This window comes from Sutterella seckii (assembly GCF_009183815.1).
In the GTDB taxonomy this organism is placed as follows: domain Bacteria; phylum Pseudomonadota; class Gammaproteobacteria; order Burkholderiales; family Burkholderiaceae_F; genus Sutterella; species Sutterella seckii.
On record NZ_WEHX01000190.1, the window covers coordinates 1 to 1,282 of the forward strand.

At 60.8% G+C, this 1,282-nt stretch carries 2 protein-coding genes; both read left to right on the forward strand.

Going from position 1 to position 1,282, the window contains the following annotated elements; genetic code table 11:
* Positions 1-86: 86 nt before the first annotated feature.
* Complete coding sequence (locus tag GBM95_RS11745; protein ID WP_226963316.1) at positions 87-953, forward strand: iron-siderophore ABC transporter substrate-binding protein; 867 nt, start codon at positions 87-89, stop codon at positions 951-953.
* On the forward strand, positions 950-1,243 hold the full coding sequence (locus GBM95_RS11750) for a hypothetical protein (RefSeq protein ID WP_152159259.1): 294 nt from the start codon (positions 950-952) through the stop codon (positions 1,241-1,243). Before GBM95_RS11745 ends, GBM95_RS11750 begins: the two co-directional genes overlap by 4 nt.
* Positions 1,244-1,282 lie beyond the last annotated feature (39 nt).

The following is a 1,282-nucleotide window of genomic DNA, read 5'->3' on the forward strand; positions in this document are numbered from 1 at the left end:
CTGTTTTACGAATGAGAGTACCCTCTATGCACAGGCGGCCTGACCCCAAGCGCCACACAGCACCATCCGTCAACTATTAAATACCTTTGTTAATAATCACCATCCGCGACTCCCGCGGCGTTCATGAATTCACGCAGGTTCCTCAGCGCGTCGTGGCGCTCCAGTGGGACATCCTTGAGAACCTCGTGGGTCTCGGGATCCGCCCGGCCGGCGCCGCAGACATCGCGTCCTGGGCCGAATGGGTGAGGGAGCCCGCGCTCCCCGACGGGATCGTCGACGTGGGGACGCGAGCTGAGCCCAATCTCGAGCGGATCGCGGAATTGAAGCCCGACCTCATTCTGATCGGACCCACGCAGGAGGATCTTCTCCCGCAGCTGAAGGGCATTGCGCCGGTTCTTCTCTTTGAAAACTACAGGGCCGAGAGCGCTGAAGGCGAAGCCGAAACCGCGATCGCGCAGTTTCGCGAGCTCGGCAGGCTCTTTCGCGCGGAAGACCGGGCAGAGGCGGAGATCGCCCGGATCGAAGCTGGGCTCGCTGAGCTCCGGGACAAAGTGAAGCGCGCTTTCGGGACGGCGCCCGAAGTGCAGGTAATCCGCTTTTCGAGCCTCACGACGCTCTTTGTCTATACGCCCAATTCGATCTGCGACTATGCGCTGAAGAAAATGGGCATCCGGCAGCCGCTTCAGCTGCCTAATGCGAGCTACGGACTCACGCAGGTGCGGATTCGCGATTTGAAGGACTATACGGACGCATACGTGGTCTACATCCGCCCCTTCGCGATGGAAAAGAAGGTCCTCAATTCCATTCTCTGGTGCGCAACGCCCTTTGCGAGAAAAGGGCATGTTGCCGCAGCGGAGCCCTACTGGAGTCACGGCGGGGCGCCTTCGATTCTCGTGACGGCCAGGCGCATCACGGATGCGCTCCTCACCCTTGCTCCGGGAGCCGGGCAATGACGCAGCAATCTTCATTGGGATTCAAATCCGCGGGCGCGCTCATCGCCATCCTCGGCATTCTCTTTGCCGTCGGGATTGCGCTCCCGCTCACGATCGAGAATCCGCTTTCCTTCACGGACTGCCTCGACCTTCTTCTTCATCCGGCGAAGGCCGAGAGCTTTGACGCCTACTACTACGCCTACGGGACGCTCCCGAGGCTTGCCGCCGCCATTTTCGGGGGCGTCATTCTCGGTCGTGTGCCCGGCATGGGCGATTTCTATAGGGTGAAAGTCCCGATGAGCAGGAGGTAGTGCCAAGCTCACAGCCAGAGGCAAGGGTGTCCGTCGTGA

What these genes read in the sequence shown, in the direction of transcription:
- GBM95_RS11750 (WP_152159259.1), top strand. Translation starts at nt 950, where the DNA reads ATGACGCAGCAATCTTCATTGGGATTCAAATCCGCGGGCGCGCTCATC.